This window comes from Lactobacillus apis (assembly GCF_003150935.1).
GTDB lineage: Bacteria > Bacillota > Bacilli > Lactobacillales > Lactobacillaceae > Lactobacillus > Lactobacillus apis.
In genome coordinates, this window is sequence record NZ_CP029476.1 from 768256 (window position 1) to 794913 (window position 26658).

A 26658-nucleotide genomic window follows, 5' to 3' on the forward strand; every position below is an offset into this window, starting at 1 on the left:
AAAAAACACGAAACAAATGAGTTGATTATTAATGAAAAAAATAAATGAATTACCACCAATTTTTTTATCAGCAATTCCTGTCTTAAAGCGATTAGAAGAAGCTGGTTATGAAGCATATTTTGTTGGAGGTTCAATCAGAGATTTGCTATTAGGAAGGCATATCCATGATATTGATATTGCCACTAGTGCATATCCTGAAGAAGTAAAATCCCTTTTTCATAAAACGATTGATACCGGTATCAAACACGGCACGGTAACAGTACTTTTTGAAGGGGAAAGTTATGAAATTACTACGTTTAGAACTGAATCCGGTTATCAAGATTTTAGACGACCTGACCATGTTACTTTTGTCCGTAGCTTAAAAGAAGATCTTAAACGACGTGATTTTACAATTAATGCGCTGGCAATGAATACAGAAGGCGAAATTGTTGATTTATTCAATGGCTTAGGGGATTTGAATAATCACTTAATTAAAGCTGTTGGTGACCCTATGGAACGTTTCCACGAAGATGCGCTTCGAATGATGCGAGCAGTTAGATTTATGAGCCAACTAAAGTTTGATCTTGAGGATGAGACAAAAGAGGCAATTAAGAATTTACATGATCTTTTGCCTAAAATCTCTGTTGAACGGATCCGCGATGAGTTCATCAAAATGGGAACCGGTCCTAATTCACGTCAAGCATTTCAGGTTTTCCTAGATACAGAATTAAGTGAAGGAGTTCCTGATTTTGCAGGTAAAAAAGAACTGTTAAGTATTTTTCCTAGTTTGAAATTTGGTCCAAGCATGGAGTCTAGCTTGTGGGCAATTATTATCATTTTGTTAAAATTGCCTAATGAGCAAATCACCAGTTTTATGCGTGATTGGAAAAATTCAAATGCAATGACAACTAATGTAGAACGAATCGTTGAACTATTTGACTTGCTTTCTGAACATAGTCCATCGGATTATGAGTTATTTAAGGCGGGTAAGGATGTTTTGCTAAACACAATCGATGTGGCTAAAATACTTGGGCAGCCTGTTAATTCAGAAGCTTTAGTAGACCGCTATACTGCTTTACCAATTAAGTCTTCAGCTGATTTAGCAATTGATGGACGCTTTTTGATTAATGCAGGAATTCATCCTGGACCTAGCTTGGGTGAACTTTTAACCGAAATTAAGCAAAAAGTCATTACAGGTGAGCTTGAAAATAGTGAAGAAGCAATTACGGTTTATTTAAACGGACTCAGTGCCTAAACGTAAAACAAAACTGAAAAGTACATTAATGCAGAACCTATGATAACAAATAGGTGCCAAATAACATGGATAAATGGTACATTTTTCATCGTATATAAAACTGCACCTACTGTGTAAGCTACCCCGCCTCCGACTAGTAGCCAAAAACCGGTTGGACTAAGACGAGCATACAAATAGTTGCCTGCCAAAATGACTAGCCAGCCCATTCCGACATAGAGGACTGTATCTAAAATCACGTGCTTGCCACGGTTAAAGATGTAATAAACAATTCCAAAAATCGCAATTAGCCAGATTAAAGTGAATAATAGCCAACCCCATTTTCCGCCTATGGCTACTAACGAAAATGGAGTATAAGAGCCAGCAATTAAAAGGTAAATAGAGGAATGATCGAAGATTTGAAAGACATTTCTTGCTTTAGTAAAAATCAAGCTATGAAAAAGAGTTGAAAAAAGATATAGCAAAATCAAACAGACACCATAGACAGTGAATGTAATTAGTCTGAGTGGACTGCGAAGAGAAATAGCTTTAATGATCAACAGAATTAAACCGATAACGGCTAGGAAAAAACCGATTCCATGTGTTACTGCACTTAGTGTATTGTCCCAAATTTGATAATTCTTACTTCTGTTTTTCGGTTCTTGCCAAAATTCTTTAAATTTCATGATGCAACAATCTATCCGCTTTCTTTTTTTTACTGGTTTTTTTGATATAATAATTTATAATTGATTCAGTTCACATTCTATCATAGAATGTGTAAAGCAATTCAGAATTGAGGTCGAGTAAGTTGTCAAGAATAAAAATTTTGACCGATTCTTCTGCACAATTAACACCAGAAGAAATTGAAAAATATGATATTACAGTTGTGCCCTTATCGGTAACAGTTGGCGGAAATACTTATCTTGATGGTATTGAAATTTCCAGACAAGAGTTTGTTAAAAAAATGAGTGAGTCAGCTGAACTACCTAAGACAAGCCAACCATCAATTGGTCGCTTAGTTGATACAATTAACGATTTAACTAGTGATGGTAGTGAAGTTATTGGGATTTTCTTAGCGAAAGTTCTAAGCGGTACAATTGATGCTGCTCGTCAAGCAGCGAAGCTTACCGGTAAATCTGACCAAGTTCACATTGTTGATTCAGAGCTGACGGATCGGGCCGAAGGTCTGCAAGTTTTAGAAGCAGCTCGTGATGCCGAAAAAGGTAAATCAATTTCCGAAATAATTGATCATCTTGAAAAAATTAAGAAGACTCAGCGTTTACGGCTGATGATTGTTAACTTGGAAAATGTCATCAAGGGCGGTCGTTTGGGTCCTATTTCAGGTAAAATCGCTAATATGCTTAATATTAGAATTGAGTTACAAATGCCTAACGGCGAATTGAAGGTGGCCAAAAAAGGTCGTGGTAAGAAATTCATGATGGCTTTTGACCAACGAGTCCTTGATGATATTGAAGCAAATAAAGAGAAAATTAAAGAAGTTGGAATTTCTTATGTTTCGCTAGATGGTGTTCCGCAAAAATTGCTCGATTTTGCTCAAAAAATCAAAGATATTAATTCAAAAATTGATGTCTTGGTTCGTGAGACCAGTCCAATTATTGCAACACATGCTGGTATGGATGCATATGCAATTTTGTATTATACGGAGTAAATAATTGGCCTATCGAGAGAGTTTTTACCGATATTTAATGACATTACGTGACGCCGATTCAAACGATGAAGTTGCGCAATTTGCAAATAATGCTCAAAATGATCAAACTTTTCCTAAACAGGAACAGGACTATGACAAGCTGTCAGACTATCTTGAATTAAATGCAGGATATTTGTCTAGCATGAGTATTTTTGATCAAGCTTATCAAATGTATCGAGATAAAATGATGTATTAACAAAGGCCCTTTTGGGCCTTTTAGTGTTAAAAGAAGGCGAAATAATGGCTAATATTCAATGGTATCCTGGTCACATGAACAAGGCGCGTAACCAACTGGAAGATAAGATGGGGTTAATCGACGTCTTAGTTGAAGTTTTGGATGCTCGCATCCCTGAATCATCCCGAAACCCAATGATTAGTGAGCTGGTGGGTGACAAATCACATTTAATTATCTTAAATAAAGCTGATTTAGCTGATCCTGTGATGACTAAGATGTGGCAGAAAAAGCTCAGTGGTAAGGGTAAGGTTGTTATGGCCCTTGATTCATTGCATAGCACTAATATGCAGGTCTTAATCCGAATGATTAAAAAAGCTGCAAGTTCAAAGGTGGCTAAACTTGAATCAAAGGGTGCTTCCAATCCAGTAATTAGAATTGCCTTAGCTGGTGTCCCTAATTGCGGTAAATCAACCATTATCAATCGATTGGTTGGACGTAATGTCGCTGCCGTTGGTAATAAGCCTGGAGTCACTAGGGGACAAACTTGGCTAAAAACGCCGTATAACATTCAAATTTTGGATACTCCGGGTATTCTTTGGCCTAAATTTGAAGATCAGGAAGTTGGCTATAAGTTGGCAGCGCTTGGTTCAATTAAAGATAGTATTTTTAGTGCTGATGATGTTGCCCTATACCTGCTTTCAAAATTGCGTAAGTACTACTTAAACGATGTCGTTAAATTTGCTCGGTCAACTAAAGAAGAGGTTAGCAAAATTAATGATACTGATTTATTGCTTGCATTAACGGAACAATATGGGATGAGGGATGATTATGACCGCTTTTCACTTTATCTGTTACAGCGCTTGCGCAAAGGTAAAGTAGGAAGGATAACTTTGGACCGCCCATGACAATTAATGAGATAAAAGAACTATTGATCAATGACCGATTAAATGAAACTGAACTTGCCGAACTTGAAAATGATTCACGTGCAGGTGTCAAAAAGCTCTTGGACAGCTATCGACGTCGTAAAGAAAAACTGGCTCAAAAAAGGGATTCCTTTGAAAAGAGATTTACATATGAAAAAACTTTTTGGGCTAAGAATCAAATGGTTGCTGGTGTCGATGAAGTAGGACGGGGCCCCTTAGCAGGTCCAGTTGTTACGGCAGCAGTAATCATTGATGAGAATTTTGACCTAATTGATGTTAATGATTCCAAAAAGTTAAGTGCACAAAAAAGACTGGAACTTTATCCTGAAATTTTGGAAAAAGCTGTCAGTGTAGCAATTGGTGTTAAAGATGCTGAAGTAATTGATCAGGTTAATATTTATGAAGCCGATCGTTTGGCCATGGCCCAAGCAGTTAATGATCTTGACGTTCGTCCAGATGCCTTATTAGTAGATGCAATGAACGTTCCAGTTGATTTACCACAAATAGAATTAATCAAAGGTGATAGTAAGTCAAATTCAATTGCTGCTGCATCAATTGTGGCCAAAGTTTTCAGAGATAAATTGATGGAAGATTATGCGGAAATTTATCCCGAGTATCATTTTGATTTGAATGTTGGCTATGGAACTAAAGATCATATTGCTGCAATTAGAAAATATGGGCCGACTCCAATTCACCGAAAAACTTTTGCACCAGTTAGTGATTTTTATAAATAAGAAATTTTGTCTCCTTTTTACGTAATTCTAATTAGGAGGCTTTTTATGAAGATAACAAATTTTCTTTTGCGCTTAAAATTACAAAACGGAATCGGTTATGTTAAGATGTTACAAATTGCTAGTCAATTGCCTACTAGCGAAGTTAATCCTGAAATAATTAAGCAAATGGATTTGCCAAGTAAGTTGATCAAGTCAGCGTTAACAGCATTTTATGATCAACAGGCTGAAGCAAAGATTGCGCGAATAAAAAAGCAGTGTCAGATAATTAGTTTTTTTGATCAAGTGTATCCCCAAAAATTACGGGAAATATATCGACCGCCGTTAATTTTGTTTGCGCAAGGTAATTTGAAATTGTTGCAGGAAAACGTCATCACTATTGTGGGTTCGCGTCAGGCAACTGATTATAGTCAATTGGTTTTGAATAAAATAGTGCCGCAATTAGTTAAAAGAAACTTTGTTATTGCTAGTGGATTGGCAATGGGTGTTGATGTAATGGCACACAGCGCTACATTGAATAATGGAGGAAAAACCATTGCCGTTATTGGAAATGGTTTAAATCACTTTTATCCAGAACGCAATAGTCAAATTCAAAGGCAGATTATTAATGAAGGTCTAGTTCTTAGTGAATATTTGCCTGATACACCGCCAAGGCCCTTTCGCTTTCCAGAAAGAAATCGAATTTTGGCTGGAATTGCTGACAGCGTAATTGTTACCGAAGCTAAAGAAAAGTCGGGTTCGTTAATAACGGCCAATATTGCGCTTCAAGAGAATCGTAATATTTATGCAGTTCCCGGTCCGATTAATAGCCAACTTTCGATTGGTCCGAATAAGTTAATTGCAGCAGGGGCAACACCAATAACTGATTTTTCTTCTTTAGCTTGAATAAGTTGACAAGTGGTAGGCAAATATTCTATTCTCAGACTAGTATTTTTAAATAGATTTTTAATGAGGAGGCTTTTGATGCCTACGAAATCAAAGCCAAGTAAACGAAAAAAGACATTGGTGATCGTTGAGTCACCCGCAAAGGCTAAGACAATTGAAAAATATCTTGGTCGTAATTACCGAGTTATTGCTTCTAAAGGTCATATTCGTGATTTGCCTAAATCACAGATGGGAATTGATTTTGATAATGATTACAAACCAAAATATATTTCTATTCGTGGTAAGGGCGATACGATTAAAGAATTGAAGTCGGAAGCCAAAAAAGCTAAAGAAGTATATTTGGCTTCCGACCCGGATCGTGAAGGAGAAGCAATTGCTTGGCATGTTGCGCATACACTAAATTTGGATGATACTGCCAAAAACCGTGTAACCTTTAATGAGGTTACTAAGGATGCAGTTAAAAATAGTTTTAAGAATCCGCGTGCAATTGATATGGACACGGTTAATGCGCAGCAAGCAAGAAGAATTCTTGATCGAATTGTTGGTTATTCACTTTCGCCAATATTATGGGAAAAAGTTAAAAAGGGTTTAAGCGCAGGACGTGTTCAATCTGTTGCGCTTAAACTAGTAATTGACCGCGAAAAAGAAATTAAAAACTTCAAGCCTGAAGAATATTGGACAATTGACGCTGAGTTTAAGAAGAAAACTAAGTCATTTAAAGCATCATTCTGGGGCGTTGATGGTAAAAAGCAGGAACTACCTAATAATGAAACAGTTCAAAAGGTTTTAGCCAAAATTGATAAAAAGAAACCGTTTGAAATTAACAATGTTTTAAAACGTGAGCGTCGTCGGCAACCCGCAGCTCCTTTTACGACTTCAACGCTTCAACAAGAAGCCAATAAGCGGTTGAACTACCGTACAAGAAGAACGATGAGTATAGCCCAGCAGCTTTATGAAGGAATTAGCTTGGGTAAACAAGGGACTGTTGGTTTGATTACCTATATGAGAACCGACTCTAAGAGAACATCACCAGTTGCTCAAGCAGAAGCTTCTAAGTTTTTGAATGAAAAGTATGGCAAAGAGTACGCGGCCAAAGGTGCAAGACATTTCAAAAACCAGGAAGATGCGCAAGATGCCCACGAAGCAATTAGACCGACTAGTGTTTACCGCACACCTGAATCCCTAAAATCTGTATTAACAACTGAACAGTATCGTTTGTATAAACTGATTTGGTCACGATTTGTTGCAAGTGAAATGACACCAGCAGTTTATGATACTGTTAGAGCAGATATTGAACAAAATGGTGTTACATTTAGGACTACTGGTTCAAAAATGAAATTTGCTGGTTTTACAAAAGTTTATGATAACTTGCAAGAAAAGAATATTGAGCTTCCAGATTTAAATGATGGAGACGAAGTTAAACTTGCAAAATCCGATAATAAGCAGCATTTCACTTTACCACCTGCTAGATATACTGAAGCAAGTTTAGTACACACGCTGGAAGAAAATGGTGTTGGTCGTCCGTCAACATATGCTCCGACTATTGACACGATTCAAAGACGTTACTATGTTAAGCTTGAGGCTAAGTCGATTGTACCAACTGAGTTGGGTGAAATCGTTGATAATTTAATCGAAAAGTTTTTCCCAGATATTGTTAATATCGACTTTACTGCTCAATTAGAGAATGACCTCGACAGTATTGAAGCCGGTAAAAAGAACTGGGTAAAAGTGGTTGATGAATATTACCACCCATTCAAGAAAGAATTAGATAAAGCTGAAGCAGGGATTCAAAAAGTTCAGATTAAGGATGAGCCTGCTGGATTTAACTGTGATATCTGTGGTGCCCCTATGGTCATCAAAATGGGACGCTATGGTAAGTTCTATGCTTGTTCACGTTTCCCTGATTGCCGTAACACTAAGGCAATTGTCAAAAAAGTTGGCGTTACTTGTCCAAAATGTGGCAAAGGAGACGTTGTCGAGAAAAAATCTAAGCGTAATCGTAAATTTTATGGTTGTTCGCGTTACCCAGAATGTGACTTTGTTTCGTGGGATATGCCGATTAGCCGTAATTGTCCAAATGATGGACATTTCTTAGTTGAAAAGAAAACTAAAAAGGGCTTAGTAATTTCATGTCCAAATGGTGACTACAAAGAAGAACCTAAGGATGAAAAAATAACAAAATAAAATTAAATTTATGTAAATATCATCAAATCATTGTGATTGGCATTTTTTTGTGGGCAGATAAGAATTACTTCTTCTGGCCACCTCAACTTCGTCCACTGATGAACAGCGAATGGTCGGATATCATCTTTATTATTTTGGGTGTTTGTTTACTATTCACTGCATTAACTGGCAATCGTAGTAGACGATTCCAGAGCATTCTACTTATTGCATCAAGTGCTGCAGTAGCAATGCTGTTGGCTGAGCAAGTATGGCATGTGCTGGGCGCACATAAAGTTGAAATGATAATGGCGGTAATTTTAGATGCAGGGTTATTAACGCTGTTAATTAGGTGTGCATACAAAAATTAGGAGGCGATCACTTGCACGATTTTAACAACTGGGTACAAGTGTTAGCCGGTGCCGTTGGTACGATTGCGACTGCATTAGCAGTGTCACATAAGACCAACAGGGCAGATTATCACTCTCTGATAAAGGAAAAAGACACGCTTATTACACAACTAAAAACTGAAAAGGGGGAATTCAAAGAGTACTTTCACGCCGAAAGGGACAAGCGATTAGAGGCAGAAGTAAAACTAGATAAGTTAAGCGTGAAGTTTAATGACTTAAAAGCGAAATACGATATTTTAAAAGCAAAATTTGATGAAACAAAGAAGCACCAATAGGTGCTTTTTTTGTTTGAAAGGAATTAAGATAACAAATTTATATATTATTGTTGGACTGGTGTTATTAGCATGTGGTGGATGGTCACTTTATTTTAAAAAGCGCCCATCCAAGAACAAGGTAGTTAATACAATTAACGGCTTGGTTGATACAATCCAACAGTTAACCATTGGTTTTGTACACCTGGAAGAAACAACTGATTTAACAGGCAAGCAAAAAATGAACAAGGTTATTGATATGGTGACACAATCTTTGAAAGAACAAGGCTTACCAGTGCCAGACTATGTAATAGAGATGATTAAAGCATTTGCTGAACAGGAAGTAGCAAAGATTAAAAAGGAGAACAAATAATGAAGAGAAATTATAAATACGCATTAAGTGATAATGAAGGAAGTTCGCATAGAGCTAAGCCTAACTTTATCGTGGCTCATTCAACAGCCACACCTAATGGTGAAGCTTGGGCTGAAGCTAGAAACATGAAAACTGGAATTAATACTAGCCAAACCTATGTACACTTGGTAATCGATGATAATAATATTTATCAAGTAGGTGAAATTGGCTATGATGCATGGGGAGCAGGTATGCCGGCTAACAGTATGGCACCAGTTCAAATTGAGCTATGCGAATTTACAAATCATAAGCGAGCAATGAAAGCTTATAAACACTATGTTAATTGGTTACGTTGGAGCGCTAAAAAATATGGTATCCCATTAACAATTGATGATAAAAAGCCAACTGGTATCAAATCACATGCATGGTTAGTGCAAAATGGATATAGTGATACTAATCACACTGATCCGTGTGGCTATCTAACTAAGTTAGGTATTACAAAAGCACAATTTGCTAAAGATTTGGAAAAAGGTTTTAGCGGCGAAAACATAAAAAATACTAAATAATAAATAGGCCACTCTGGATTGATGTCCGGAGTGGCTTTTTTGTTGTTTTATATTATAATTAAATTAAAATTGTTATATAAGGTGCTGGAATGGATAAATATTTAAAATTTATTTTTAATAAAGTATTTAATGACACCAATGTTAACTTTATTATCACAGTAGTTCTTTTTGCTATCGATTTCTATAGGCTTGTTAAAGTGGGGGAATCTACCAACTACAATCTTAAGGAAAACGAACAGATATTTTTTATTATTTTTTTGTTGCTTGGGTTCTTTATGCTGAATTCTTTCATGCTAAAGGATATGAATTACAAAAAGCATTTCACTAATGAAACTAGAGATGCTATATATAGTTTTGTTTTTCTTCTGATTCTGGTAATAGGAATATGTTCTTGGGGAAAAATTGCTTTATCTTCTCTTTATATCCTTTTTTACTATATGGTGTTCATCTGGAGTGTATATATTAATTTTTGCATAAGGATGCTCAATAGTATTAATGTGAAGTGTGATATTTTTGTTGTAACTGCTACTAAAGCTATGCTAATTGCTACAACAGCATGGTTCTCTCTATATGGCCAATCTCAACCTTCTCCTGTTGAAGTTATTATTTGCTTTATCAGTAGTTTATATCCAATATTAGATATGTATACTTATGCACGCTCAAAAATTGACGAATTTGATAAAAAAAGAAAAAGAGAAGAAGAAGTTTAATTTTTATAATTATAATTAAAAGCCATCTTGGAGTGGTCTTTTTTACTATATTGTATTGTCATAAAAACTAAGGGGGATTTGTTGTGCAAGCATGTGAAGTATTTTTTTTAATAGCTTTTGCTATTGTAGTATTTGCTATTGTAGGATTTGCGTTAATATGGTCAATTCATATTTTTAATAGCTTTAATGTCGTGGGGAAAGTTGGAAATATAAAATTTATTAGCATAATCACTTCTGTGATTGTGCTAATAGAACTTCTTTTTATTGTGTTGTTAAAAGATTACCAAGAGGTTTTTTGGTCTTTAGTAGTGGCATATATTTTTACGATGGTTTTTGGGTGGATTTACATTGGGAATATGGAATTTAAAATTTTAATCGAAGTTGATTCTCCAAAGAAAGAGACGTTTTGGTTTGATACACTTGGCGTTGTCATAGAAACAATAGGTAAATGCTCAGTATTATTTGTAGTCCTATTCTATTTTTTAAAACCAAGTAAAAGTGAAAAGCTACAGCTACCCAATGATACAATTAAAATCTGTCTTTCTATGCTATTGTTACTTATTCCTGATTTTGAGATGGCTAAAACTGCAATTAATGAGTATACTCAATATGGAAAAGGACAGGGGAAAATATCAAAAAAACAGAAAAAAGAACAATACAATGGTGATGAACAAGTCATTAATAGTTTTGAAACCATTGACGATTTGGACAACTTAGAAAAAACCATTAACAACAAAAGAAATCAACTAAAAAAGGGGCAATTCAATGACATCCAAAAATTCATTAATAAATTTGCAACCCTTGAAGATTTAGACAACTTGGAAAAAACTATTGCCAAAAAAAGAAAAGAATTAGATCACTAAAATTGCTTTTTTATCACTTAGGTTTTACAATTATTCCAAACTAATGTTTGGGTGATGTGCAGTGAGTAAAGAATTTGACAAACGAGTAGATGATTTTTTCAGGACATATCAAGATCGTGGAATGAAGAAGTGGCAAGGATTTATGCTAAGTGACTTTACTTCTAAAGTTGGTAAGATTGATAAGGAACGCGCACAGGTTTATGAAAAGAAAAAACCAATGTCTCTTGAATCAATCAGTGAAATATTGATGATTGCTTATGCAAATCATAGATCAGTATCAGTACAGTTGAAGCAGGTTGATATTGATGATAAATTCCTACCTGACATAGTTGGTACTGTGGACGGTTATCAAGTTGACCATGTAGTTATTGCTGGTGAGTGGATTGAATTAGAAGATATTAATAATGTGGAGATAAAATAAAAAAGAGTAGTTTTCTTGATAGCTACTCTTTTTTGTTCTAAGTACTTTGGCGGATAAACTCGATTCAAAATGCTAATTTTTAAAATCAAACCTATTGAAGATAAAAAAAGGCAGCCTTGAGTTATTAGACTGCCTCTAAAATTGCACGTATGATGTAGCACAATTATTATCTTAACTGCAGATACTTATATCACTACTATTTAATTTAAAAAGGTCATACATTTAACTTATAAATAATGTAGAATAAAATATAACGACAATAGATTTTTAAGAGGATAGGATATAGGCAGGAGACAATGATTACTTTTATCGCAGTAGTGCTAGATTTTTGTTTAACAGGTTCTATTATTTATATGTTGTATCATGATTATAAGCTTAAAAAGTCAGGATCAACGGAAAAGCCACTTAAAAAGAAGTGGCAATATTGGGTAAGTATATTTGCGCTATTTTGTGTAATGGGTGTGGTAGTTTCTTTTGATAATACTGATAATACTGCACAAAATGAAAATAGCAGTGATGTAGCAAAATCAAAAAGAAAAAAGAAAAGGCAAATAGCTACATATAAAAAAGCTACTCGAGCTGATGATGATAACGATCCCGAAGATGATAGTGAAGTTGACGCTAATGAAGCAAACGCTAATATTACTATGCTATTAAAGGATGACCAGAAAGATGCTTCAAATGGTAATGAAAAATTTGCCTATGCTCTATATCTTAAAAAAATAAAGTATAGCAATGACGGCATAGAGGTTCAAGTTACCAACGACTTCTTCAATCTTTCAAATGATGAAAAAGATACTGTTGCTGAAAGAGTACAAGGTGTAGTCGGTGCTGGAATTTCAATGGTTGACAGCGACTACGAACCTAAAGATGACCAGCAAGGACATCACTTGAGCTTTTATTATGGAAAGATTGCAGTTGGCCACTCCAAAATGCTAGATTCTCACAAGTATAAGTGGTATAAATCAGCTAACTAATTTTTGTCTTTTCAACAATTTAAGTTGGAAAAACGGAAGAATAAAAACGTTGGAATAATTCGAAAAAAGTTCGAATAACTTTTTAAAACAGTTAGAGCTAGTTGTATTAAGCACCGTATTTAATAGGATTGTTTAATTGTGTTTCCTCCTATTATATAGCGTTCAGAATCATTTTGATTTGATGATATTCTTTTATTTAAGCTTAATTTAACTGATTTTTTAGTAAAGGAAGATATAAACATGCCAAAAAGTGTAACTGTTATTGGTGGTGGCTTAGCTGGAAGTGAAGCTACCTGGCAATTAGCAAAACGCGGGATTCCAGTTGATCTTTATGAGATGCGTCCTAAAAAGATGACGCCTGCACATAAAACGGGTGAATTGGCCGAGTTAGTGTGCACAAATTCAATGAGATCCAATCAACTATCCAATGCCGTTGGATTATTAAAAGAAGAAATGCGTCAACTAGATTCGTTAATTATTGAAGCTGCCGATAAAACGCAAGTTCCAGCTGGAGGAGCTTTAGCAGTCGATCGTGATGAGTTTAGTGAATATATCACGCAAAAGCTTCATGCATTGCCAAATATCACTTTTCATGGAGAAGAAATTACTGAATTGCCTATAGATGGTATTACGGTAGTTGCAACTGGCCCCTTGACTAGTGATGCATTAGCAGATCAAATTAAACAATTTTCTGGTACTGATAGCTTACATTTCTTTGATGCAGCAGCCCCAATTATTGCGGCAGACTCAATTGATATGGATATTGTGTATAAAAAATCACGTTATGACCGTGGTGATGCCGCATATCTTAACTGTCCAATGACACAAGAAGAATATGAAAAGTTTGCTCATGAATTGGTTAATGCTGAAACTGCTGAAATGCATAGTTTTGAAAAGGAAGATGTTTTTGAAGGCTGTATGCCAATTGAAGTAATGGCCGGTCGTGGTGAAAAGACAATGCTCTTTGGTCCACTTAAGCCAGTTGGCTTAGAGGATCCGCATACCGGAAAAACTCCTTATGCGGTTGTTCAACTGCGTCAGGATAATGCAGCTGCTTCAATGTATAACATTGTTGGTTTCCAAACTCATCTTAAGTATGGTGAGCAGAAGAGAGTCTTTTCGATGATTCCAGGTTTGGCAAATGCACGCTTTATTCGCTATGGTAAAATGCACCGCAATACTTATATAGCTTCTCCTGAAGTCTTAGCAGCTACTTATGAAGCGAAAAAGCAACCGGGACTCTTTTTCGCTGGTCAAATGACTGGAGTTGAAGGTTACGTTGAGAGTGCTGGCAGTGGTTTAGTTGCTGGTATTAATGCGGCAAAGACCGCCTGTGATCAGGCTCCCGTTGTCTTTCCAAAGGATACTGCACTTGGTTCAATGGCTAACTATGTTACAACCACTAGCGTTAAACATTTTCAGCCAATGAATGCCAGTTTTGCCTTGATTCCTGGTTTAGAAGGAAAGAAAATTCGCAATAAGCGTGAACGGCATGAAAAAATTAGTGAACGTAGTTTAGCAGATCTTGCAACTTTTAAGCAGGAAGAATTGATGTAAAAATGATCAGTGCTAATGAAAGTGATGAACTAACGCTTTTTATTTCTTATCTTCAAAATGAGCGACATTACAGTAAAAATACGGTTATTTCTTATCAAAATGATTTGCTTGAGGCAAAAGCATTTTGGCAGGATAATGGTGGTTTTGATGGCTGGAAAGAGGTTACTAGACGGGATGTTGAGCTTTTTATACAAAATCTCGCAGAGCGCAAAGTAGCAAGGTCCACACAATCACGAAAAATGTCGAGTTTGCGGTCATTTTACCGCTTTCTAACTAAGCGGAAAATTGTTAAAATAGACCCAACGCAAACGGTTGTTTTGCGCGCTAAAGATCATAAACTACCGCAGTTCTTTTATGCTCCTGAAATCAAGCAAGTTTTTGATTCACTTAAGTCCAATGAGCCATTAACAATGCGCAATCTAGCAATGTTTGAATTGTTTTATACAACTGGCATGCGGGTAAGTGAAGTAAGTGAACTAAAAATTGAGCAAATTGACTTGGAGTTAAAGATCATCCTAGTTCATGGAAAAGGAAATAAAGATCGTTACGTGGCTTTTGACAAGCAAACTGAAGAAGCACTGTCGAACTACCTGAATGAAGGACGACCTAAGCTTTTGAAAAATGCAGACGATACTAAAACTGTTTTTTTAAATAATTTAGGGAAGCCGCTAACTACGCGCGGAATTGAATATATTATGCAAAAAGTATTTAATAATGCGGGGATAAATGGAAAAGTTCATCCCCATGAATTACGCCACTCATTTGCGACAGCTATGCTTAATAATGGCGCAGATTTGCGTAGTGTTCAGGAGTTATTAGGACACATTAATTTGTCGACAACGCAAATTTATACTCATGTAACAATGAGTCATTTACAGGCAAATTATGATCAGTTCTTTACACGCAATGATAAGAAAGATGAGGCAAAATAATGACAACTATATGTTCAGTAAGATATAACGGAAAAACTGCAATCGCGGGTGACGGTCAGGTTACTTTAGGTGAAAAGGTAATCGCAAAAGCAACAGCAAAAAAGATTCGCCGGATATACCATGATCGCGTGGTTATTGGCTTTGCTGGTGGTGTTGCCGATGCAGTTAGTTTACAAGATATGCTAGAAGGTAAACTTGAAGCGTTTGGTGGCGATTTGCGTCGTGCTGCAGTTGAAATGGCGCAGTCCTGGCGAAAAGATGCAACTTTGCAAAAGCTAGACGCAATGTTGATTGCATTTGATGACAAGGACTTGTTACTAATTTCAGGAAACGGAGAAGTTCTTGAGCCAGATGAAAACGTAGTTGCAATTGGTTCTGGTGGTAATTTTGCTCAGGCTGCAGCGATTGCTATGATTAGACATTCTTCTGATATGTCAGCCAGTGAGATTGCTCATGAAGCGGTTGAAATTGCTTCTGGAATCGATATTTTTACCGATGATCAAATTCATACGGATGAACTTTAAAGGTGAGTGAATAAGTAATGGAGATCAAAACACCCAAACAAATTGTTAACTTATTAGACGAATATATTATTGGTCAAGATGAAGCTAAAAAAGCTGTTGCAGTGGCTCTTTATAACCGTTATCGGCGCATGCAACTGCCTAAAAAGATGCAGGAAGACATTACTCCTAAAAACATGTTAATGGCAGGTCCAACTGGGGTCGGAAAAACAGAAATTGCTAGAAGACTGGCAATTATTGTTGATGCACCTTTCGTTAAAGTTGAAGCAACCAAATTTACTGAAGTTGGTTATGTTGGCCGTGACGTCGAATCAATGGTACGTGACTTAGTCAGTGAAGCTGTTCGAATGGAAGAAAAGGATCAGTTTGACCATGTTCGTGCTCAAGCAGCAAAAGAAGCAAATAAGACAATTGTACGTTTGCTTGTTCCTGGCATCAAAAAAGAAAAAAGAAGAAATCAAATGCAGGAATTGCAGGACATGATGTCAATGCTCATGCCAAACGAGCAAAATGCTAATAACGTTCCTGAAGCTGACCAAGAAGAAGTAACAGATGAAATCAGAAATGAGCGTTTGTCAGTTGCTGAACAACTTGACAAAGGCTTGCTAGAAGACCGTGATGTGACGATTGAAGTAGAACAAGCTCCAAAAATCAACCCAATGGGTAACATGATGAACCAAATGGGCGTGGATATGGGCTCAATGCTTAATGAAATGATGCCAAAGAAACGTGTTAAACGGACCATGTCTGTTAGGGATGCCCGTGAAGTTCTAATTCAAGAAGAATCAAAGAAGTTAGTTGATTATGACTCAATCTATCAAAAGGCAATTGAGCGTACATCAAACAATGGTATTATTTTTATCGATGAAATTGATAAAATAGCTGCTGGAAACAAGAAGACTTCGGGAGAAGTGTCCCGTGAAGGTGTTCAACGCGATATCTTACCAATTGTTGAAGGATCAACCGTTCAAACCAAGTATGGTCCTGTATCAACGGATCATATTCTCTTTATTGCTGCCGGTGCTTTTTCAGAATCTAAACCAAGTGATTTAATTCCAGAACTTCAAGGACGTTTTCCAATTCGAGTTGAGCTAAATGCTTTAACCAAGGAAGATTTTGTGAAGATTTTGAAGGATCCAGCAGATTCTCTGCTTGAGCAATATGTTGCATTGATGAAGGCTGACGGCATCAAATTAGTCTTCACAAAAGAAGCAGTTGATAAAATAGCTCAAATAGCGTTTGATGTTAACCAGGGAACGGATAATATTGGTGCTAGAAGACTATCAACTATTTTGGAAAAGTTGCTTGAAGATGTTTTGTATGAAGGCCCTGACATGGCAATGGGTGAAATTACAATAACTGAAGCATATGTTGATGAAAAACTTAGTGATATAATAACAAATAAGGATTTAACTAAGTTCATTCTTTAACAAAAGGCGATGATTTAACATGGATTACACAATTAAAAACAGCATTTTGCAAGTCACAATTGCAAGTAAAGGTGCTGAAGTCCAGAGTGTTAAAAGTTTACATAGTGGGTATGAATATATTTGGCAAGCCGATCCAGAGGTCTGGAATCGACATGCACCGATTCTATTTCCAATTGTTGGTAGACTAAAAAATGATGAATATACTTATCAAGGCAAAACCTATCATTTAAATCAACATGGTTTTGCACGTGATCAAGAATTTAAAGTTGAGCAACAGACTGATGAAAGTATTACGCTTCTACTGACCGATAATGAAGAGACAAGAAAAGTCTACCCATTTAAGTTTGAATTGCGCGTAAACTATAATTTACTCAACAATTTATTGGAAGAGAATTTCAGTGTAATCAATAAGTCTGATGGTGAAATGATTTTTGGTATCGGTGGTCACCCTGGCTTTAATATTCCAACTACTTCTGAGCTAACAAAGGAAGATTTCTACTTTAGTACTAAACCATCTCGTGCGCGGGTACGGATTCCTTTAAAAGGAGCCTATTTGGATTGGCAAAATCGTTCTTTAGCTTCAACCAATAGTCTGATTACGCTGAGTGATCATTTGTTTAAGGATGATGCATTAATTTTCCAATTACGTGGTCATGATAATCGGATTTCTCTTAGAACAGATGCAAACAATTTCCACGTTAACGTTTGGTTACGCGATGCTCCATTTGTTGGTGTTTGGTCGCAATATCCAAAAACAGCTGACTATGTTTGTATTGAACCTTGGTGGGGAATAGCTGATCGAAGTGATACCAATCAAAAGCTAGAAGAAAAATATGGGATGAACCATTTGGCTGCAGGTGAAACATTCACTGCTGGCTTCAGTATGGCGTTCCATGATAAAGATGAATAACTTATAATTAAGCAAAAAAGTATGGCGACTAGTCATACTTTTTTTGTGCGATCAAAATTGAATGATAAAAATATTTTTCCTACTGATTTTAATTATAATTAGCAATTTTTTGTATAATTCAAATCACTTATTGATAAATGACCTACTATTCAGCACCACTATATATTGTGATAACATTCTAGAAGAGTCAAAGTTTAGTGTTAAGGAAGGAAAAATTAATGACAAACAATAAGAAACTCGTAGGAGCAATTATTGCAGTTGGAGTCCTGAGCTTTTTGGGAATTGTAATTGAAACTGCGCTAAACATCGCTTTTCCGCAGTTAATGAAGCAATTTGCAGTTTCAGCAAAAACAGTTCAATGGCTAACTACAGGATATATGCTTGTTTCAACGATCATCATCCCTTTTGGGTCATTTTTGCGTAAAAGGTATCAAGCAATTGCCTTGTTTAGGGTTGCGGTCATCTCTTTTTTGATTGGAACAAGCATGGCAGGATTTACAAGTAGTTTTACGATGCTCTTAGGTGGCCGTCTCCTACAAGGAATTGCAGATGGAATTGGCCTACCATTAATGTTCTCTTTAATATTGGAGCAGGCACCAAAAGAGAAAGTTGGAACTTTGATGGGCATCGGAACACTAGTTATTGCCTTTGCCCCTGCTGTTGGTCCTGCATATGGTGGGCTTATTTTGAACTATTTACCATGGCAAGCCTTATTTATTCTAATTATTCCGATAATCATTATTACCTGGTTATTAGGAGAACGAAGTATTGTTCAAGTCAAACAGCCAGTTCATGTACCATTTGATTTCCAAGGTGGAGCTTTTTTAAGTGTATTTTTGGTGTCGACTTTATGGTTGCTACTTGATTTAACTGACCAGCAATTTGGCTTAAGACAGATTGTTTTACTGCTTGTTGCGCTAATTAGTTGCTTAGTCTTTGTTTACTGCGAACAAAAGAGTGATCATGCTGTAATTAAACTAGCTCTTTTTAAAAGTGCGCGTTTTGATGGCCTACTAATTGCCTTTTTCTTATTGCAATTGATTTCGCTATGCCTATCTTTTTTACTTCCTAACGTTTTGCAAACAGCATTTGCGCAGACAACTGCAAATACTAGCCTGCTTATCCTTCCCGCCGCAATTACAGATGCTATTGTTGCAGCGTTGGCCGGCATTATTTACGATAAAACTAATCCGCGTCTGCCGATAATTTTAGGTGTAATTATTATTTGCTTTAGCTTTTTGATTGCAAGTTTCAATGGGTCATCGGTTTCTATCATAGTGATTAGTTATGTAGTTTTTATGATTGGCTTGGGTCTGAGCTACAGTAATATTATGACGTTTAGTTTAGCAAGGCTTGAAAATGAGGAGTCTAATGACGGCAATGTGATTTTTATGACGGCTCAATCTTATTCTGGTGCAATGGGCACAGCTATGGCAGCGTCACTTTTGACTTGGGGTCAAGCCCAAAGTAAGGATATTGTGTACGGAACACTTGCCAGTCTAAAATTAAGTTTTGAGGTGCTTTTGTTAATCTCGGCTATTGTAGCTGTGCTTTGTATAGTTAGTTTAATTGAGGTTAAGCGAAAGTAGGATATCTTTTTCCTGCAAAAAGATGCCAAAATATTCCGTTGCGAACTTTTGTTCTTATAACTATAATAAAATAGCTAGCAAATAGTTGCTAGCTGTATTTATTCACTTAATGTTTATAACTTGTTGTGTTTTTTCTTGTACCAATACCATAATCCGAACGGAATAATGTTTTCTTGATGGTTAATTAGTCGCTTAATATTGCTGCGGTGCCGGATAAAAAGTATAACCATAATGCAGCCAACGATAATTTCAAGGAAAAGGTCATGAAAAAAGAAAGTGCTAATAAAAATTAGGACAACCGCAATTAGACTGGCTAAACTCACATATGAAGTAATGAAAACAAGTGGAAGAAAGATTAGGGCACAAACGCCGAAAAACTTTAGGTTGTAGCCTAAAAAGAGACCGGCACTTGTTGCAACTGCTTTACCACCCTTAAATTTTAGAAAAATTGAAAAAGTGTGACCTAGAATTGCTAGGCCACCGGAAATTAATAGTAAGTATTTAGGACCAGCAATATGAAATAGACGTGGCAAGTTAGTAGCTAAAGTTCCTTTTAGAACATCAACTACTAAAACAAAGCTCCCGGCAAAAGGACCCAAAACTCGAAAAGAGTTTGTGGTACCAATGTTGCCTGAACCATAGTCACGAATGTCTTCAGCAAAAAATATTTTTCCGATAATTACCCCAGTGGGGAAGGAACCTATTAAGTATGCTAGAATAAATACCAGTATTAATTTTAGATTTATCATTTATATCCTGCTCTCTTAAAGTCTAAGGCTATTTTATCAAAGATTACTTGGCTTGAGGATTAAAATATATAAATGATTGAAAACTGGAGGAATTTATTTGGCTAAAACAAATAAAAACGCAAATTCTTACGATGATTCATCGATTCAGATTCTTCATGGTTTAGAGGCTGTTCGTAAGCGTCCAGGAATGTATATTGGATCAACTGATATTCATGGCCTGAACCAACTAGTTTACGAAATTGTCGATAATTCTGTTGATGAAGCAATGGCCGGATACGGTCAGGAAATTGATGTTACAATTCATCAAGATAACAGTGTCACCGTGCGTGATTTCGGGCGAGGAATGCCTACTGGGATGCACAAATCTGGTCGCCCAACAATTGAAGTTATTCTGACGGTTCTTCATGCTGGAGGAAAATTCACTGAACAGAACTACAAGACATCAGGTGGTTTACATGGTGTTGGTTCTTCGGTAGTTAATGCTTTATCCAGTTATATGGATGTAAAGGTTGTTCGTGATGGTGTTGCGTATGAAGAAGAATTTAAAGACGGTGGGCATCCAGTAGGTACTTTAAAACGTTTAGGTAAAACTAAAGAAAAAACAGGAACCTGCATTACCTTTAAGCCAGATGAAACAATTTTTTCTACTATTAAATATAAGTACGAAACAATTCAAGAACGAATTCGTGAATCTGCTTTTCTACTAAAGGGGGTTCGCTTTGTTTTAACTGATGAACGCGAACCACAGCATCATGATGACTTTAAGTATGATAATGGGATTGAGTCCTTTGTATCCTATTTAAATGAAGGTAAGGAAACCCTTAATGATGTCTTCTACTTTGATGGTAAGCAAGATGAAATTGAAGTTGAATTCAGTGGCCAATACAGTGATAGTTATTCAGAAAACTTGGTTTCGTTTGTCAATAATGTGCGGACGGCTGACGGTGGTAGCCATGAAGTGGGTGCTAGAAGCGGATTTACTCGTGCGTTTAATGACTATGCTAAAAAGCAAGGCTTACTAACCAAAAAAGATAAGAACATTGATGGCTCTGACTATCGTGAAGGTTTAAGTGCTGTTTTGTCTGTCAAGATACCTGAAGAGCAGCTAGAGTTTGAAGGACAGACCAAAGGTAAATTAGGTACACCTCAAGCAAGATCCGTTGTAGATGCGATTGTTTACGAAAAAATGTCGTACTATTTGATGGAAAATGGTGAACTAGCTCAGGAGCTGGTCAAAAAGGCACAGCGAGCAAGGGATGCACGTGAAGCAGCCAAGAAAGCTAGAAATGAAAGTCGTAATGGCAAGAAACGTCGTAAAAAAGAAGTTCTATCTGGGAAGCTAACACCAGCGCAATCTCGCAATCCTAAGAAAAATGAACTTTTCCTAGTGGAGGGAGACTCAGCCGGTGGTTCTGCTAAGCAAGGCCGAGATCGTCGTTTCCAAGCAATTTTGCCTTTACGTGGTAAGGTTTTAAACACCCAAAAGGCTAAATTACAAGATATTTTTAAAAACGAAGAAATTAATACTATGATTTATACTATCGGAGCCGGTGTTGGTGCCGAATTTAAAGTCGAAGATTCTAATTACGACAAAGTAATCATTATGACAGATGCCGACGACGATGGAGCTCATATTCAAATTTTGCTATTAACCTTCTTTTACCGCTACATGAGACCGATGATAGAGCACGGTAAAATTTATATTGCATTGCCCCCACTATATCGTTTACAAAAAGGTCGCGGGAAGAAAGCTCAGGTTAAATACTCCTGGACTGATGAAGAACTTGTAAATGATGAAAAGGAAATGGGCCGTGGTTATTCCTTGCAGCGTTTCAAAGGTCTTGGTGAAATGAATGCTGAACAACTATGGAACACTACAATGGATCCAGAGACTAGAATGCTGATTCGCGTTAAGATTGATGATGCTGCACTAGCAGAGCGCCGAGTAACTACTTTAATGGGTGATCAGGCAGAAGCTAGAAGAAATTGGATTGAGGAAAACGTCAAATTTAGATTAGGCGAAAATGCTTCAATTCTTGAAGAAGAAAATGAATAGAGGGGTTTAATTAATGGCTACAAAAGAACGAATTCGTGAAATGCCACTTGAGCAAGTCATGGGTGAACGTTTTGGAAGGTATTCTAAATATATTATTCAAGAAAGAGCCTTACCTGATATTCGTGATGGCTTGAAGCCCGTGCAAAGAAGAATTTTGTACGCAATGTACCAAGATAATAATACTTATGATAAGCCATTTAAAAAAGCTGCTAAGGCGGTTGGTAATATCATGGGTAACTTTCACCCTCACGGTGACAGCTCTATCTATGGCGCGTTAGTCCACCTTTCTCAAGATTGGAAAATGCGTGAGCCGCTAATTGAAATGCACGGTAATAATGGCTCAATGGACGGTGATGGTCCTGCAGCCATGCGTTATACGGAGTCTCGTCTAAGCAAAATTTCCAATATGCTTTTGGAAGATATTGATAAAGATACTGTCAATATGGTGCTTAACTTTGATGATACTGAATATGAGCCGACAGTTTTACCTGTGCGCTATCCTAATTTACTTGTTAATGGTTCAACAGGTATTTCTGCTGGTTATGCTACAGAAATTCCGCCACATAACTTGGCTGAAGTAATTGATGCGACTATCTATCTCTTGAAGAATCCTGATGCGACGCTTGATGAATTGATGAAATTTGTTAAGGGACCAGATTTTCCAACTGGGGCGATTGTTCTTGGTAAAAAAGGTTTAAGAGAAGCATATCAAACTGGCCGTGGTCGTATTCAGGTTCGTGCTAAGTCAACAATTCAAGAAATCCGCGGGCATCGCGAAGAAATTATCATTACAGAGATTCCTTACGCAGTAAATAAAGCTTTACTTGTCAAAAAGATGGATGAAATCCGTCTTAACAAAGAAATTGATGGTATTGCGGAAGTACGTGATGAGACTGATCGTCATGGTTTATCCATTGCGATTGAACTAAAAAAGGGTGCAGATGCGCAAAACATTTTAAACTACTTGTTCAAGAACACCGAATTACAAGTTTCTTATAACTTCAATATGGTTGCCATTGATCATATGACGCCTATGCAAGTTGGTTTGAAGCATATTCTTTCTTCATACTTGGAGCATGAAAAAGATGTTGTCATTAAACGGACAAAGTATGACTTGAATAAAGCAGAAGCACGTCTTGAAATTATTCAAGGTCTGATTCATGCGATGGATATCTTAGATCAAGTAATTAAGGTTATCCGTGCATCTAAGAATAAGACTGAAGCTAAGAAAAACATTTCGGAGCAATTTGATTTTACTGAGCGTCAAGCAGAAGCAATCGTTTCTCTGCAACTGTATCGCTTAACCAATACCGATGTTGATGCCTTGGTAGCTGAGCAAGCAGAACTTGATAAGAAAATTGAGCAATATCGTACACTTCTTTCAGATTCAAAGGTTTTAGACAAGGAAATTATTAAAGAACTGTCAGCTGTTAAGAAAGAATTTGGGAATCCGAGAAGAACAGAAATTTCATCAGAAACAGCACAAATTAAAATTGACGAAAAGGCGTTAGTAGCGGATGAACAAGTTCGTGTATTGATTAGTAAAGACGGCTATTTAAAGCGCTCTTCATTAAGATCATGGCAGTCAAGTGATGATAAAGAAAATGGTCTTCCTGATGGGGATGAAGTCGTATTTGAGAAGACTTTGTCTACACTTACTGGCCTATATCTCTTTACCAATCGTGGTAATGTGATTTTCCGTCCCGTTAACGAACTAATTGAGACGAAATGGAAAGATACTGGACAGCACTTATCACAAGAAATAGGTCTAAATAATGATGAACAAATAATTCGTGTCTTTGACTTTGAGCAGTTGGATCAAAAAGTTAACTTCTTAATAGCAACAGATGATGGCTATATTAAGCAGCTACAATTAGCAAACTTACAGCCAACCAGAACATATAAATCGCGTGCAATTACTGCGATTAAGATGAAAAACGATGATAGCAAGGTTGTACGAGTTGACTTGGTTCAACTGGATTCTAAACAAGAAATAATTTTGTTTACCCGTAATGCCTATGCCATTCGCTATGATATTAGTGAGATACCTGAATCTGGTGCAAAGGCCGTTGGGGTTAAATCAGTTAATCTGAAAGATGACGACTTTGTTGTATCTTATATCTTAATTCAACCTGACTACGTTGATCTAATGCGTGTAGGATTAATCACTCAGAGAGGAGCATTTAAGCAGTTTAAGGCCAATTTGATTAATAAAGTATCTCGGGCCAAAAGAGGGGTTCTCGTTCTACGTGAGCTGAAGAATAATCCGCATCGTGTTGTTGCTGTTGCTTCATATGGTCAAGATCATACTTTAATGATTACGACTTCAAGTAAGCGACACATTAAAGTGAATACGAATGAATTCCCACTTGGAGATCGCTATTCAAATGGTTCATTTGTGATAGATACTACAAGTGAAGGTTTACCTGTTAGTTTAAGAATCGGTAACCCACTTAGTTCACGGTAAATAATATTTATACATACACTGTTATTTAATAGAGTTTGCGGCAGTATATTTTGAACTGCTCTTTGACATGAAGGGGTTTTTGAACGATAATAGCATATAAATAGAGTTATATTATTGTTAAGATAGAAGGATTAATTTATATGCCTAAAACAGATACAATACTATCAACAAAGTCATTACATTATTTTTTGCAATTAATCGATACCATGAATTACACTCAGGCTGCGCAAATTTTAGGAATTACGCAGCCAGCCTTAACTCAACAAATTAAAAAGATCGAACATGCAATTGGGACACCTTTATTTGGGCAAATGGGCAAGAAACTCTATCTAACTGAAGCCGGCAAGCAATTACAAACGGGAGCAATTAAGCTTTTAGGGACAATCAATTCTGTTGTTAATGATATTCAGGAGTTTACTCAAGCTGATAAAGGTAATATTTCAATTGGAGTTTTAGACAGTGTTAGTTCTGAGCTATTAAGAAAATTTTTAATTCGTTTCAATCAGCAAAGTCCAGATATCACAATTAACGTTTGTTACTTTAATCGCAAAGATTTGTGGTATAACCTCGATAATAATTTAATAGACTTTGGGTTGTTCTATGTACCTGCAAATATAAAGAAAAGTCAGGTTAATCTGCATAATCAATATGAGTACATGCAGATTTGTGAAGACCGGCTTACAGTATTAACGCATGATCACGAATTAGAAGCAGGGAAGACTTACCCTTCTTCAAAATTTATGGACAAAAAGTGGGTGGCATATCCAGACAACTTTTACTTAACACAGTTGATGAAGGAAAAATTTGGTAGCAAAATTAATGCTAAGAATGGTATGAAAGTTCCATTGAGTTTTTCTTTAACTGAGCAATTAGTAGAGACTGCGGAAGAAACAAGTTATGACACATTTGTCAGTTCTTCATATTATCAACTGCATAAGAGTGAAATTAATTTAACTCCTGTATATATAGAAGGTACTCCAGAATATTCTGTCTCAATTATTTATCGTAAGGGTAAGATTGATGTGCCACGTATTATGAGCATTTTAACGGAACTGAAAAAGTTCTTGGACGAATAACTATTATTAGGTAAACTACTAAGTAAAGAGATAAATATAAAAGAAAAAGAGGAAGATTAATGGAAAAAGAGCTAATTTTTGGTCATCAAAATCCTGATACAGATGCAATTGGTACTGCAATTGCATATTCATACCTACAAAATAAATTAGGCTATAATACCGAACCAGTAGCACTTGGTGAAGCTAATGATGAAACTGCGTTTGCATTAAAGAAATTTGGTTTTGAAGCGCCTAGAGTAATTAAAACTGCTGCTGATGAAGTAGATAAGGTAATGTTGGTTGATCATAATGAGCCACAACAAAGTGTTTCTGATATCGACAAAGTAACAGTTACACACGTTGTTGACCACCATAGAATCATGAACTTTAACACAACTTCACCATTATTCTATCTTGATGAACCAGTTGGTTGTACAAGTACAATCATGTATGACTTATATAGATACAATGATGTCGAAATTCCAAAGAATATTGCCGGAATTATGCTGTCAGCAATTATTTCCGATACTTTGCTATTAAAGTCACCAACCACTACTGATAAGGATAAAAAGGCTGTTGAAGCTCTAGCTGAAATAGCAGGTGTCGATTACCAATCTTACGGTCTAGAAGAACTAAAAGCTGGTACGAACATTGCTGATAAGCCTGAAGAAGAGTTAATTGATCTTGATGCTAAGAGTTTTGAACTTAACGGTCAAACTGCTCGTGTAGCTCAAATTAACGTTGTTGATCTTCCTGAGGCAATGGAACGCAAGGACAGCTTCTTGAAGGCAATGGAAGATGCGTCAGAAGCTGAGAACTATGATTTATTCATGTTGCTAATTACTAATGTACTCGATTCAGATTCAAAAGCACTTGTGGTAGGAAATGATAATGCTAAGGCTGCTTTTGAAAAAGCATTTGGCAAAGTTGTTGATTCTGAAATTGACTTACCAGGTATTGTTTCTCGTAAGAAGCAGGTAGTACCCCAATTAACAGAAGCTTTTGAATAAAAATTTAAAATAGTAAATAAAAAACGAGCTAGTTTTTACC

27 protein-coding genes are annotated in these 26658 nt (G+C 36.4%); 25 read left to right on the forward strand and 2 right to left on the reverse strand.

Annotated elements, in window-relative coordinates; all coding sequences use genetic code 11:
• Nucleotides 1–31: 31 nt before the first annotated feature.
• On the forward strand, nt 32–1234 hold the full coding sequence (locus DKL56_RS03745) for a CCA tRNA nucleotidyltransferase (RefSeq protein WP_109715461.1): 1203 nt from the start codon (nt 32–34) through the stop codon (nt 1232–1234).
• Here DKL56_RS03745 and trhA read toward each other — a convergent pair.
• Entirely contained in the window at nt 1231–1896 is a 666-nt protein-coding gene (trhA, locus tag DKL56_RS03750) for a PAQR family membrane homeostasis protein TrhA (RefSeq protein ID WP_109715462.1), read from the reverse strand. The two genes, DKL56_RS03745 and trhA, sit on opposite strands and share 4 nt — an antisense overlap.
• A gap of 122 nt (nt 1897–2018) precedes the next feature.
• Here trhA and DKL56_RS03755 point away from each other — a divergent pair, with 122 nt between their 5' ends.
• The 20 genes from DKL56_RS03755 to DKL56_RS03850 all read left to right on the forward strand — a co-directional run bounded on the left by DKL56_RS03755 (nt 2019) and on the right by DKL56_RS03850 (nt 19281).
• A complete protein-coding gene (locus DKL56_RS03755) occupies nt 2019–2879 on the forward strand; it encodes a DegV family protein (protein WP_109715463.1) in 861 nt (286 codons plus the stop codon).
• 4 nt (nt 2880–2883) lie between these two features.
• Nucleotides 2884–3114: a YozE family protein gene (locus DKL56_RS03760; protein ID WP_046306842.1), complete on the forward strand. Its 231-nt coding sequence runs from the start codon at nt 2884–2886 to the stop codon at nt 3112–3114.
• A gap of 44 nt (nt 3115–3158) precedes the next feature.
• A complete protein-coding gene (ylqF, locus tag DKL56_RS03765; protein ID WP_109715464.1) occupies nt 3159–3998 on the forward strand; it encodes a ribosome biogenesis GTPase YlqF in 840 nt (279 codons plus the stop codon).
• Nucleotides 3995–4750, forward strand: a complete 756-nt coding sequence (locus DKL56_RS03770; protein ID WP_109715465.1) for a ribonuclease HII — start codon at nt 3995–3997, stop codon at nt 4748–4750. Before ylqF ends, DKL56_RS03770 begins: the two co-directional genes overlap by 4 nt.
• Before the next feature lie 45 nt (nt 4751–4795).
• Entirely contained in the window at nt 4796–5632 is an 837-nt protein-coding gene (gene dprA / locus DKL56_RS03775; protein WP_109715466.1) for a DNA-processing protein DprA, read from the forward strand.
• Nucleotides 5633–5710: 78 nt separating this feature from the next.
• Nucleotides 5711–7816 carry a type I DNA topoisomerase gene (gene topA, locus DKL56_RS03780; protein WP_109715467.1) on the forward strand — a complete coding sequence of 702 codons (2106 nt, stop codon included), beginning with the start codon at nt 5711–5713 and terminating at the stop codon, nt 7814–7816.
• Between the two features lie 32 nt (nt 7817–7848).
• Entirely contained in the window at nt 7849–8163 is a 315-nt protein-coding gene (locus DKL56_RS03785; protein ID WP_162542498.1) for a hypothetical protein, read from the forward strand.
• 11 nt (nt 8164–8174) lie between these two features.
• The gene (locus DKL56_RS03790; RefSeq protein ID WP_109715469.1) at nt 8175–8477 is read left to right on the forward strand and encodes a hypothetical protein; all 303 of its coding nucleotides are present in this window, start codon (nt 8175–8177) and stop codon (nt 8475–8477) included.
• Nucleotides 8478–8490: 13 nt separating this feature from the next.
• Nucleotides 8491–8826 (forward strand): hypothetical protein, encoded by a 336-nt coding sequence (locus DKL56_RS03795; protein WP_109715470.1) that lies wholly within the window; start codon nt 8491–8493, stop codon nt 8824–8826.
• A complete protein-coding gene (locus tag DKL56_RS03800; protein WP_109715471.1) occupies nt 8826–9371 on the forward strand; it encodes a peptidoglycan recognition protein family protein in 546 nt (181 codons plus the stop codon). Before DKL56_RS03795 ends, DKL56_RS03800 begins: the two co-directional genes overlap by 1 nt.
• A gap of 89 nt (nt 9372–9460) precedes the next feature.
• Nucleotides 9461–10081, forward strand: a complete 621-nt coding sequence (locus DKL56_RS03805; RefSeq protein ID WP_109715472.1) for a hypothetical protein — start codon at nt 9461–9463, stop codon at nt 10079–10081.
• An 83-nt stretch (nt 10082–10164) separates the two neighbouring features.
• Nucleotides 10165–10944 (forward strand): hypothetical protein, encoded by a 780-nt coding sequence (locus tag DKL56_RS03810; RefSeq protein WP_109715473.1) that lies wholly within the window; start codon nt 10165–10167, stop codon nt 10942–10944.
• 61 nt (nt 10945–11005) lie between these two features.
• Nucleotides 11006–11365, forward strand: a complete 360-nt coding sequence (locus DKL56_RS03815; RefSeq protein WP_109715474.1) for a hypothetical protein — start codon at nt 11006–11008, stop codon at nt 11363–11365.
• Between the two features lie 296 nt (nt 11366–11661).
• Complete coding sequence (locus DKL56_RS03820; protein ID WP_109715475.1) at nt 11662–12342, forward strand: hypothetical protein; 681 nt, start codon at nt 11662–11664, stop codon at nt 12340–12342.
• Between the two features lie 240 nt (nt 12343–12582).
• Entirely contained in the window at nt 12583–13899 is a 1317-nt protein-coding gene (trmFO, locus tag DKL56_RS03825; RefSeq protein ID WP_109715476.1) for a methylenetetrahydrofolate--tRNA-(uracil(54)-C(5))-methyltransferase (FADH(2)-oxidizing) TrmFO, read from the forward strand.
• A gap of 2 nt (nt 13900–13901) precedes the next feature.
• A complete protein-coding gene (gene xerC, locus DKL56_RS03830; protein ID WP_109715477.1) occupies nt 13902–14831 on the forward strand; it encodes a tyrosine recombinase XerC in 930 nt (309 codons plus the stop codon).
• Nucleotides 14831–15355, forward strand: coding sequence for an HslVU peptidase proteolytic subunit (hslV, locus tag DKL56_RS03835; protein ID WP_046306853.1), 525 nt, complete (start codon nt 14831–14833; stop codon nt 15353–15355). The genes xerC and hslV overlap by 1 nt, the downstream gene beginning before the upstream one ends.
• 17 nt (nt 15356–15372) lie before the next feature.
• Nucleotides 15373–16782, forward strand: a complete 1410-nt coding sequence (gene hslU / locus DKL56_RS03840; protein ID WP_109715478.1) for an ATP-dependent protease ATPase subunit HslU — start codon at nt 15373–15375, stop codon at nt 16780–16782.
• Nucleotides 16783–16801: 19 nt separating this feature from the next.
• Nucleotides 16802–17692, forward strand: a complete 891-nt coding sequence (locus tag DKL56_RS03845; RefSeq protein WP_109715479.1) for an aldose 1-epimerase family protein — start codon at nt 16802–16804, stop codon at nt 17690–17692.
• Between the two features lie 218 nt (nt 17693–17910).
• Nucleotides 17911–19281, forward strand: a complete 1371-nt coding sequence (locus DKL56_RS03850) for an MFS transporter (RefSeq protein ID WP_109715480.1) — start codon at nt 17911–17913, stop codon at nt 19279–19281.
• A gap of 113 nt (nt 19282–19394) precedes the next feature.
• Here DKL56_RS03850 and plsY read toward each other — a convergent pair whose 3' ends face one another.
• Nucleotides 19395–20030: a glycerol-3-phosphate 1-O-acyltransferase PlsY gene (gene plsY / locus DKL56_RS03855; protein WP_046306861.1), complete on the reverse strand. Its 636-nt coding sequence runs from the start codon at nt 20028–20030 to the stop codon at nt 19395–19397.
• A gap of 97 nt (nt 20031–20127) precedes the next feature.
• On the opposite strand from plsY, the gene parE reads away from it, so the two are divergent.
• The 4 genes from parE (at nt 20128) to DKL56_RS03875 (ending at nt 26618) form a co-directional block, all read left to right on the forward strand.
• On the forward strand, nt 20128–22086 hold the full coding sequence (gene parE / locus DKL56_RS03860) for a DNA topoisomerase IV subunit B (protein WP_074425371.1): 1959 nt from the start codon (nt 20128–20130) through the stop codon (nt 22084–22086).
• Nucleotides 22087–22099: 13 nt separating this feature from the next.
• Complete coding sequence (gene parC / locus DKL56_RS03865; RefSeq protein ID WP_109715481.1) at nt 22100–24553, forward strand: DNA topoisomerase IV subunit A; 2454 nt, start codon at nt 22100–22102, stop codon at nt 24551–24553.
• Between the two features lie 140 nt (nt 24554–24693).
• Nucleotides 24694–25629, forward strand: a complete 936-nt coding sequence (locus tag DKL56_RS03870) for a LysR family transcriptional regulator (RefSeq protein ID WP_109715482.1) — start codon at nt 24694–24696, stop codon at nt 25627–25629.
• Nucleotides 25630–25688: 59 nt separating this feature from the next.
• The gene (locus DKL56_RS03875; RefSeq protein WP_109715483.1) at nt 25689–26618 is read left to right on the forward strand and encodes a manganese-dependent inorganic pyrophosphatase; all 930 of its coding nucleotides are present in this window, start codon (nt 25689–25691) and stop codon (nt 26616–26618) included.
• The last annotated feature ends 40 nt before the right edge of the window (nt 26619–26658 follow it).

Excerpts from the sequence above, each read along its gene's own strand:
- DKL56_RS03745 (WP_109715461.1), top strand. The coding sequence starts at position 32 with ATGAAAAAAATAAATGAATTACCACCAATTTTTTTATCAGCAATTCCT.
- trhA (WP_109715462.1), bottom strand. The coding sequence starts at position 1,896 with ATGAAATTTAAAGAATTTTGGCAAGAACCGAAAAACAGAAGTAAGAAT.
- ylqF (WP_109715464.1), top strand. The coding sequence starts at position 3,159 with ATGGCTAATATTCAATGGTATCCTGGTCACATGAACAAGGCGCGTAAC.
- DKL56_RS03770 (WP_109715465.1), top strand. The coding sequence starts at position 3,995 with ATGACAATTAATGAGATAAAAGAACTATTGATCAATGACCGATTAAAT.
- dprA (WP_109715466.1), top strand. The coding sequence starts at position 4,796 with ATGAAGATAACAAATTTTCTTTTGCGCTTAAAATTACAAAACGGAATC.
- topA (WP_109715467.1), top strand. The coding sequence starts at position 5,711 with ATGCCTACGAAATCAAAGCCAAGTAAACGAAAAAAGACATTGGTGATC.
- DKL56_RS03800 (WP_109715471.1), top strand. The coding sequence starts at position 8,826 with ATGAAGAGAAATTATAAATACGCATTAAGTGATAATGAAGGAAGTTCG.
- DKL56_RS03805 (WP_109715472.1), top strand. The coding sequence starts at position 9,461 with ATGGATAAATATTTAAAATTTATTTTTAATAAAGTATTTAATGACACC.
- DKL56_RS03820 (WP_109715475.1), top strand. The coding sequence starts at position 11,662 with ATGATTACTTTTATCGCAGTAGTGCTAGATTTTTGTTTAACAGGTTCT.
- trmFO (WP_109715476.1), top strand. The coding sequence starts at position 12,583 with ATGCCAAAAAGTGTAACTGTTATTGGTGGTGGCTTAGCTGGAAGTGAA.
- xerC (WP_109715477.1), top strand. The coding sequence starts at position 13,902 with ATGATCAGTGCTAATGAAAGTGATGAACTAACGCTTTTTATTTCTTAT.
- hslV (WP_046306853.1), top strand. The coding sequence starts at position 14,831 with ATGACAACTATATGTTCAGTAAGATATAACGGAAAAACTGCAATCGCG.
- hslU (WP_109715478.1), top strand. The coding sequence starts at position 15,373 with ATGGAGATCAAAACACCCAAACAAATTGTTAACTTATTAGACGAATAT.
- DKL56_RS03845 (WP_109715479.1), top strand. The coding sequence starts at position 16,802 with ATGGATTACACAATTAAAAACAGCATTTTGCAAGTCACAATTGCAAGT.
- DKL56_RS03850 (WP_109715480.1), top strand. The coding sequence starts at position 17,911 with ATGACAAACAATAAGAAACTCGTAGGAGCAATTATTGCAGTTGGAGTC.
- plsY (WP_046306861.1), bottom strand. The coding sequence starts at position 20,030 with ATGATAAATCTAAAATTAATACTGGTATTTATTCTAGCATACTTAATA.
- parC (WP_109715481.1), top strand. The coding sequence starts at position 22,100 with ATGGCTACAAAAGAACGAATTCGTGAAATGCCACTTGAGCAAGTCATG.
- DKL56_RS03870 (WP_109715482.1), top strand. The coding sequence starts at position 24,694 with ATGCCTAAAACAGATACAATACTATCAACAAAGTCATTACATTATTTT.
- DKL56_RS03875 (WP_109715483.1), top strand. The coding sequence starts at position 25,689 with ATGGAAAAAGAGCTAATTTTTGGTCATCAAAATCCTGATACAGATGCA.